Source organism: Yinghuangia sp. YIM S09857, from assembly GCF_051388915.1.
Classification (GTDB): Bacteria; Actinomycetota; Actinomycetes; order Streptomycetales; family Streptomycetaceae; genus Yinghuangia.
The window spans coordinates 131,546-139,601 of record NZ_JBPKBH010000007.1; the positions used below are offsets into that span (position 1 = coordinate 131,546).

Here is an 8,056-nt window from a genome sequence, read left to right on the forward strand (position 1 = left end):
CGCGTGGTTGAGAGGCGGGGCCCGCGCGGCCAACCCCGTTCGTCCTCCCGGGTTTTCACCCGCGTGGCGCGCGGGCGTGGTGTTGTCCTACTCCGCGTCGGGGCCCGCCGCGCGGACCCTGTGCACCTTTTCAAGGGACTCACGCAGCTCGGTGAGCCACGTGTCGGCGTTGCGTTCGACGAGGCGCACACACCACGCCAGGGCCTCGCTCCTGCTGCGAGCGACACCACCGGCGATCAGCGTGTCGAGCACCTGGCGCTCGGGCTGCCGCAGCCGTGTCATGACGGGCACCGACACGTGGGTGTAGAGCGCGCGGTGGTCGCCGCACACGACACCCCATGACACCTTGCGTCCGAACTTCCGCTCGGCCTCACGCGCGACCTTGACGCGGTCGTCGCGCGTGCGCTCCCGGAACTCCGAGATCCGCCCCTCGGCCGCCCCCTCGCGCGCCGCGTCCGACGCATCCTCGGCCAACTCCGGCTCCGCGATGCGCCCGACGACGGTGATCTCCTCACGGTCGACCGTCACCTCGACCAGCTCGACGAACAGCCCCTCGGGCAGCCGCCCGGCGAACCAGCCCCTGACCTTCTCCTGCTGCTCGCTCGTAATCATGTAATCGAGATTACGTTGGCGGTGTGACGACTGCCAACGCCCTACGCCCACGGCATAAACGATCACTTCGCCACCGTCTCGGCGGAATCACCCGCCCCACCTATCGCCGACCTCCGCAGGTCCCACCGCGCGGGCACGCCCGCCCCGAAAACGCCCCACCCACCGCTCGCACCCCTGCCGCGCACGCACACCGCGCGGCACAGGGCCGCCGCGCAGGCCGATGGCCAGACGATTTCGAAGGAATGGGCTGGGCGCGATGGGACGCGGGGACGACCTGCGGCGCGCTCCGCCACGGCGGGTGGGCCGGGCAGGTTGGGATGGGCCAGGGTCACGAGCGCAGGCAGATCGGGCCGTGTCGGCACACGCATGCCGCCGCCCCTCGATACCTGGCGGTCCGTCATGGCGGGTGGGGCAGGCCGAGTGGTCGGGTGGGTCTCAGTCGGGATGCGCTCGCCGTGGGCGACGCCTTCTCGGTAGGGGCACCACCGCGCTCCCCGTGAATTTCGCAACCTCGCGATAGTGGTCTCCGTCGAGCGCGTGAACTACCAACTCGGGGTTGTCGTCCAACGGTTCGAGACGCACGGGGTGGTGGCCTTGGGGTGCTCGTCGGCTCCCGGTGGGGCGCCAGGGAGTGTCTTCGATGTCCCGTCGGGTAGCCGGCGGGCCGTGGTGCGAGCGCTCGCAAGCGCGGCCCGCGGCTCGGCCTCGGTTTGGCTTGGGAGGGCCGTCAGGGCCAGGCGGCAAGGGACGTAACGCCGCGACTTGCGAGGGCCGTCAGGGCCCGGTGCGCTCCACCGGCGTACGCTCGCAACGCGCGGTCCGCGGCTCGGCCCGGGTTCGGCTTGGGCGGGCCGTCGGGAGCGGGCGGCAAGGTCGTGACGCAGCCACTTGGGGAGCCGTCGAGGCCCGGCGTTGCGGGCCCGGCGGGGATTTGAAGACACGACCTGGGGGCGTTCCGGACCGCGTGTGCTCGGGGCGTCTCTGTCGGGTTGCTGGCTTGATCCTCTCGGTGGGCGGTGCGGGGGTGGCGGGTGCGCGGTAGCGTCGCTCCGACAGTGGGCGAGCTGTGGGGTGGGGTGGGGACGCGTGCTCTTCAGATGGCGGCGCCGGCATGAGCGCCACCTTGCCGCGTACCGGCTCCGGCTGGAGGAAGAGGCGGCGGTGGCGAGCAAGGCGCTTGCCGTCAGGAACTCGTATTTGGTGCCCTACCAGCGAGATTCGGCCGAACCGGAGGGTGACCTTCCGTCAGAACCGGCGCCGTCCAGGGCAGTTGCCGCCGCAGTGCGGCGGGACGAGCGGGACCGGGCCGCGATGCTCGCCGACCGGGCCCGCCAACTCAGCCGCGCGGGACGGCACATCGAGGCGTCCGCACCCGCCCGCGCCGCCGTGCGGGTGCTCGGCGAACTCGCCGAACAGGACCCGGCGGAGCACTCCCCCGCGCTGATCGACGCGCTGCGCGCGCTCGCCGCGGTTCTCGCGGGCGGCGGGCAGTTCGCCGACGCGGTCAAGGTCGCCGACAACGCCGCGCTGCGGGCCAGGCGGCTCGCCGCGCTGGACGTGCACCGCCACCGCCCGCTCCTGGCCGCGACATTGCGTGATCTCGGGGCGCGGCTCGGCGACGCGGGCAAGTCCGATCGGGCACTCGCCGTGCTGCACGAGTGCGTGGAGGCGTACCGGACGCTCGCCGCTCGTTCGCCCGAGGAGCACCGCGCCGGACTGGCCGACGCACTCGACGAATTCGCCGGACGCCTCGCCGCGACCGGCCTGGTCGAGGACGCGTTGGCGCTGTTCGACGAGGCCGCGCATCTGCTCACGCTCGCGGACGCCGACGTTCTCGCCCAGGTGACGACGCGCCAGGCGAATCTGCTGGCGCGGGTCGGGCGCGTCGACGAGGCGATAGAGAGGGCGAGTTCGGCGGTACGGCTGAGACGTGCGCGCACCGAAACCGGTCCCACGCCCGGCGACGACGCGCTCGCGTCCGCGTTGCAGAGCTTCGGCCTGCTGCTCAGCGGCGCCGCGCGCCACGACGACGCGGTCGAGGCGCTGGAGGAGGCGGTGTCGCTGCGGGCGCGGCGCGTGCGGGCCGACCCGGCGATCGCCCGGCGGCCCGAAGTCGCGGTCACCTACGCGGTGTACGGGCTGGTGCTGATCTCGGCCGAGCGCCCGGCGGACGCGGTGCCCCCGCTCGCCGCCGCCCTCGGCGTCGGCACCGCGCTGAACCTCCCGCAGGTCGTGGACATGGCCACCGACGCCCTGGTACGCGCCCACGCGGCCGAACCGGTCGCCGTGCGCTCGCGATGGCGGGCCGCGACCGGGGAGGACGCTCCGGCGTGGATCTCGGGATCGGGTACGCGTACCGCCGCCGTCCCCGCGACAGCGGCCGCGCCGGTGGCCGCGACGACGCCTGCGTCGGCACCCGCTCCGACAGCTCCCGCCGCGCCGCAGCCGCGGCGGTCGGGGCGGCTCACCGCCGACCGGCTCTCACCGGACCGGCCGAGGCGCCGCCCCATCCCCTCCCCCGCCGCGCGGCCTGCCTCGGACGTCGACGTCTAGTGCGGTGGCCACAAACCTCCACCGGTTCTCGCCGCCCAGCACGCCGCCTCGCCGCGTTGCAGGACCTCGCGAGTACGACTGGTACGAGCTTCGGCCCTGCGCTTGGGAGGGCCGCCAGGCCCGGCGAGCGATGCATCGCAATGAACGACGAGAACCGGCAATCGTTGGTGGCCACCGCGCTAACCGCTCTGCTCGGAGGTCGTACGCACGACCGGGATCCACAGCTCCGCGTCCGCGTGGGTTCCGTCGGCGGAGAGCCGGGTCTGCACCATCTCGGGACCGGGCCGACTCCGGTACGGATTGGACGGGAACCACTGCGTGAACACGTCCCGCCACAGGTATTGCAGCGTCTCCGGGAACGGACCGGAGTGCTCGAACACCGCCCACGTGCCCGCCTCCACGGGCAACGCGTCGAGTCCGTCGGGGACTTCGGCGCTCGTCACCACCCCGTGGTAGTAGTCGAGTTCGGTGCCCTCGGCCCGTGAGTCGGCCAAGTCGTCGCTGACGTTGACGAGTCCGCGCGGCTCCTGGTCCGACAGCGCTTCGATGCGCCGCACTTCGTCGGGATCGAGCGCTCGCATGAACTCGACGATCTCGGGGTTCATCCCCTCGTGCACGAGCGGCACGCGTGCCTTCCTGCCCACGAGGCGGAACGCGTCCTTCTCCACAACCCGGTAGCGCATGTTGCCGGTCCCTTCGACGACGAGGTGGAAGGACAGGCGCTGTTGCGAGCGGAGGGCCACGCCCGCGCGGCGGGCCTCGGCGGGGCCGACGCCGTGCACGGCACGGAACGCGCGGGCGAACGCCTCTCCCGAGCCGTACCCGTAGCGCACCGCCACGTCGAGCAACGTCCGATCCTGCGCGAGGACTTCGGCGGCGGCTACGGTCAGCCTGCGGCGCCGGACGTACTCCGACAGCGGCATCCCGGCCAAGGCCGAGAACATCCGCCGGAAGTGGTACTCCGACGTCGCCGCGACCCGCGCCAACTCGCGCACGTCGACATCGCCGGCCAAGTTGTCCTCGATGAGGTCCATGGCCCGGTTCAGCCGCTCCAGCACTCTGCTCTCCTTCCCGGTACGCCCCCAGGCTAGGAAGATCCGGAGGCAGGCCACCCGACATCCCGTGCCCGGTTCGGTGGGGTGCGCGTGAAGGGCGGGCCCCGGCTCGGGGTGAGGAAACACGGGCGGCGGGGGCGGGCCGCACGTCGAGGGCGACTACACCGCGGGTGGCCGGGAGACGTCGTAGGTGTCCCATTCGCCGTGCCAGAAGGGGTCGAGGCCGCGTTCGTCGATGAAACGGCGTTCAATATCGTGCACCGGGTACAGCGCCTGGATCGTGACCAGGTCCTCGCGGCCCGGCTCGCCGATGTCCACGCCCACCGCGTCGTCGCGTTCCACGACCGTCGACGCGAAGACGAAGAACGCCGTCATCTCGGTGTCCGGCGCGATCCGCTCTCCGAAGTCGATGGTGTTGCCGTAGCCGAACGGGCATACCCCGCGCAGTTGTTCGCCCAGCATCCCGAGGGCACGCGGCCACGCCGTGTCGAGCGAGCGTACGCACAGCGACAACTCGGCGGATCCGCCCACCCATTCGGGGTGCTCGGCGAGCGAGACGCCGTACGTGAACGCCGTGGCCAGCCCGTCTTCCGGCAGGTCCGGGTACCACAGGACGGTGACCGGCGGCAGGTCCGGCCGCGCCGCCGACTCGGCCGTGAAGACGACCGGCTTCTCGTCGCCGGTGAGGCGGTCGAGGTGGGCCGAGTAGTTGTGCGCGCGACCTGCTGCCATCTCCCCATCCTGCCCGACCGCCCGGTCGGCGCCACAGACTCAGCGGCTCGTGTCCGCCCCGAACTCCGCCGAATCCCGGCGGCGGCGCGCGGCGCGCAGCGGGGCGCCGACGGCGTGCATGTGGCGGAGCGCCTGGCGGTACGACTCGATCAGCCCCGTCTCGGCGTACGGCACGCCCAGGCGCTCGCAGTGCGCCCGTACGATCGGCTGCGCTCTGCGCAGGTTGCCGCGCGGCATGCTCGGCACCAAGTGGTGCTCGATCTGGTAGTTGAGCCCGCCGAGCATCCAGTCGGTGACCGGCCCACCGCGCACGTTGCGCGAGGTGAGCACCTGGCGGCGCAGGTGGTCCCAGCGGACGCCCGGCTCCGGCATCGGCATGCCCTTGTGGTTCGGCGCGAAGACCGCGCCCAGGTGCAGACCGAACAGGGCGTGGTGCACGAGCATGAAGACCAGCGCCTTGGCCGGCGACATCGCGACCAGCAGCAGCGTGGCGTATGCCGCGAAGTGCAGTGCCAGCAGCGAGCCTTCGACCAGGCGTTCGCGCCGGGTCCGGTTGCGCAGGTCGGCGATGCCGTTGACCTTGAGGTTGAGGCCTTCCAGGAGCAGCAGCGGGAAGAACAGCCTGGCCTGATGGCGGGTCAGCCAACCGGCCGGGCCCCGGCGGCCGCCGGTCTGGTCGGCGTCCCACACCAGGACGCCGACGGCGACGTCCGGGTCCTTGTCGCGGTGGTTCGGGTTGGCGTGGTGCCGGTTGTGCTTGCTGTTCCACCATCCGGCGCTCATGCCGTTCATGAGGTTGCCGTGCAGCAGCGCCATCGCGCGGTGGGTGCGGTGGCTGCCGCCGATCTGGCGGTGGCCCGCGTCGTGGCCGACGAAGGTGGCCCGCGTGGAGAACAGCGCGACGGGGACCGCCAGCAGCAGTTGCCACCACGTGTTGCCGAGCCACAGCACGGCGGCCCAGGTGGCGGCGAACAGCAGCAGGTTCACGGTGATGACGCGGAGGTAGTACGCGTGCCTCCGGTCCATCAGCCCGGCGGCCTTCAGGTCGGCGAGCAGCGGCGCGAAGTCGCTGGTGGCGGCGCGCTCGGACGGCGAAGGCGACGCGGACGTCACCGGCGACGCGGGCGTCACCGACGGCATGGGCGGCGGATGGCCGGTGGTCGGAAATGCGGCAGCAGGCATGGGCGTCCCCTGGATCGGCGTCGTGGGAGGTGTCGCGACGCCGGAACTGCCGTCCCGCTTCGGGCCCGGCCCGCGGCGTCGTCGTGGTGTCCACGCTAGGCGGCCGCCGCCGACCGGGCGATCCTGCTGCCCCCCGAACGCCGAGGGCCCCCGGCCCCGGGAATCCGGGGGTCGGGGGCCATGGACGCCGGGCGGGTCCTGTGTTACGCGTACGGACGCGTGATGATCTCCATCGCGTGGCCTGCCGGGTCGAAGAAGTACAGGCCCCGGCCGCCGTGGTGGTGGTTGATCTCGCCCGCGCTCTCCAGCCCGGGATCCGCGTAGTAGGTGATCCCGCGTTCACTGATGCGCGCGAACGCCGCGTCGAACACCTCGTCCGAGACGAGGAAGGCGTAGTGCTGTGTGGTGATCGATTCGGCGGGGACGGACGCGAAGTCCAGCGTGACCCCGTTCGCGGTCTCGACCGGGAGGAACACCCCGGCCTCCGCTCCGACGTCCAGCCCCAGGATCCCGGCCAGGAACTCGGCCGACTCACGCTTGTCCCGGGCGTGCACGATGGTGTGATTCAACTCGACTGACATGAGGGGTATGCCTCCGCAAGGCACTCCCAGCACCTCCATGCCTCACCCGGACGGTGACCGGCACGCGATGCTGCGTTGTCGATCGTACGCACGCCGCGCGGGATGGCAACCACCGGTCAGTCGGCCGCGGCCGCCGCGGGTGCCGCGGCCCGTCGGCGCCGACGCAGGTAGTACCAGGTCCCGCCCCCGAGCGCGGCGACCGCCACCGCGGCCCCGCCGAACAACGTGAAGGCCCCGACACCCGTCGCCGACGCCAACTCCGCACGGGGAATGCGGTCGAGGTCGGTGGAGCACACGATCGGCACCGTGCTCCCGGCCAGCTTCGCGCACGCGGTCGACGCGATGCCGTTCCCGGACGGGAGCTTGTCGACGCGCGCCTTGACGGTGCGGACCACTTCCTGGCCCACCGGCAGGTCGAAGGTCCAGGTGATCTGCCCGTCCGCACCGGTCGAACCGCCGTCCGCCGAGCCGACGAGCGTGGTGCCGGCGGGCAGCGTCTCGGTGACCGACATGCCGTTGAGGTCGGCGGAACCGAGGTTGCGCAGCCGGATCGTGTACGTGTGCACCTGCCCCGGCCGCGTCTTGACGCTGCCGTCGTCGACCTTGATCGACAACGCCGGACGGGACGGCGTGGGCAGCCCCTCCGCACCGACCGGCGCGGTCGCCGCGCTCGACAGGCCACCGGCGAGAACGACGACGGCGGCAAGGCTGCGATAGGCCACGGTGCACTCCTGCGGCGGTGATCGTACGACGTGATCACCACTCAGTCTGCGGAACCCACCGCCCCCAACCCCGCACGCGCGGCCGCAGCCCGCCCAGACACCGAACGACCCCACCCATTCGGCGCATCCTCCCGCCTGGGTCCGATGGTGCCGGGCGTCGCGCGGCTCCGGGAGACGCGGCGGTCGGCGAGGACGAGGGGAACGTGGCACGGGAGGGAGTCGAGGCCGGTGTCGCCCCTGCGCATGGTGACGGCGCCTCGCCACCGGCCCTCTCCCCCACTCGCTCGACCCTTCGCGGAGGCGAGTGGGCCGCTGAGGTCCGCGCGGCTCACCGACCCCTTGACCGCGCCGCACGAGGACGCGGCGGTCGACTGGGAGTTGACGCCGTCTCGGCCCGCACCTGCCCCCGCGCCCCACGCGCACTCAGCCGTCCAGCCGCCAACCGCCAACCGCCAACCGCGCGAAGACGCCACAGGGGCGCGCCCTGGGAACGTGCTGAGCCGCGAGATCCGGCCGTCCAGCCAGACGGCAACCGGCAACCGGCAACCGGTGCGCAAACGCCGAAGGGGGGGGGGGGGGGGGGGGGGGGGGGGGGGGGGGGGGGGGGGGGGGGGGGGGG

7 protein-coding genes are annotated in these 8,056 nt (G+C 72.7%); 1 reads left to right on the plus strand and 6 read right to left on the minus strand.

Features of this window, described 5'->3' with window-relative positions; genetic code table 11:
* Nucleotides 1-87 precede the first annotated feature (87 nt).
* Nucleotides 88-612 (minus strand): hypothetical protein, encoded by a 525-nt coding sequence (locus ACRX5S_RS16910; RefSeq protein WP_436773763.1) that lies wholly within the window; start codon nucleotides 610-612, stop codon nucleotides 88-90.
* A gap of 1,086 nt (nucleotides 613-1,698) precedes the next feature.
* On the opposite strand from ACRX5S_RS16910, the gene ACRX5S_RS16915 reads away from it, so the two are divergent.
* Complete coding sequence (locus ACRX5S_RS16915) at nucleotides 1,699-3,165, plus strand: hypothetical protein (protein ID WP_436773764.1); 1,467 nt, start codon at nucleotides 1,699-1,701, stop codon at nucleotides 3,163-3,165.
* A gap of 179 nt (nucleotides 3,166-3,344) precedes the next feature.
* On the opposite strand, the gene ACRX5S_RS16920 is transcribed toward ACRX5S_RS16915, so the two are convergent.
* The 5 genes from ACRX5S_RS16920 to ACRX5S_RS16940 all read right to left on the minus strand — a co-directional run bounded on the left by ACRX5S_RS16920 (nucleotide 3,345) and on the right by ACRX5S_RS16940 (nucleotide 7,437).
* Nucleotides 3,345-4,223, minus strand: coding sequence for an AraC family transcriptional regulator (locus ACRX5S_RS16920; protein ID WP_436773765.1), 879 nt, complete (start codon nucleotides 4,221-4,223; stop codon nucleotides 3,345-3,347).
* A gap of 156 nt (nucleotides 4,224-4,379) precedes the next feature.
* On the minus strand, nucleotides 4,380-4,952 hold the full coding sequence (locus ACRX5S_RS16925; protein ID WP_436773766.1) for a suppressor of fused domain protein: 573 nt from the start codon (nucleotides 4,950-4,952) through the stop codon (nucleotides 4,380-4,382).
* 39 nt (nucleotides 4,953-4,991) lie between these two features.
* Nucleotides 4,992-6,092 (minus strand): fatty acid desaturase family protein, encoded by a 1,101-nt coding sequence (locus ACRX5S_RS16930; RefSeq protein WP_436774046.1) that lies wholly within the window; start codon nucleotides 6,090-6,092, stop codon nucleotides 4,992-4,994.
* 245 nt (nucleotides 6,093-6,337) lie between these two features.
* Complete coding sequence (locus ACRX5S_RS16935; RefSeq protein WP_436773767.1) at nucleotides 6,338-6,715, minus strand: VOC family protein; 378 nt, start codon at nucleotides 6,713-6,715, stop codon at nucleotides 6,338-6,340.
* A gap of 116 nt (nucleotides 6,716-6,831) precedes the next feature.
* A complete protein-coding gene (locus tag ACRX5S_RS16940; protein ID WP_436773768.1) occupies nucleotides 6,832-7,437 on the minus strand; it encodes a hypothetical protein in 606 nt (201 codons plus the stop codon).
* Between the last annotated feature and the right edge of the window lie 619 nt (nucleotides 7,438-8,056).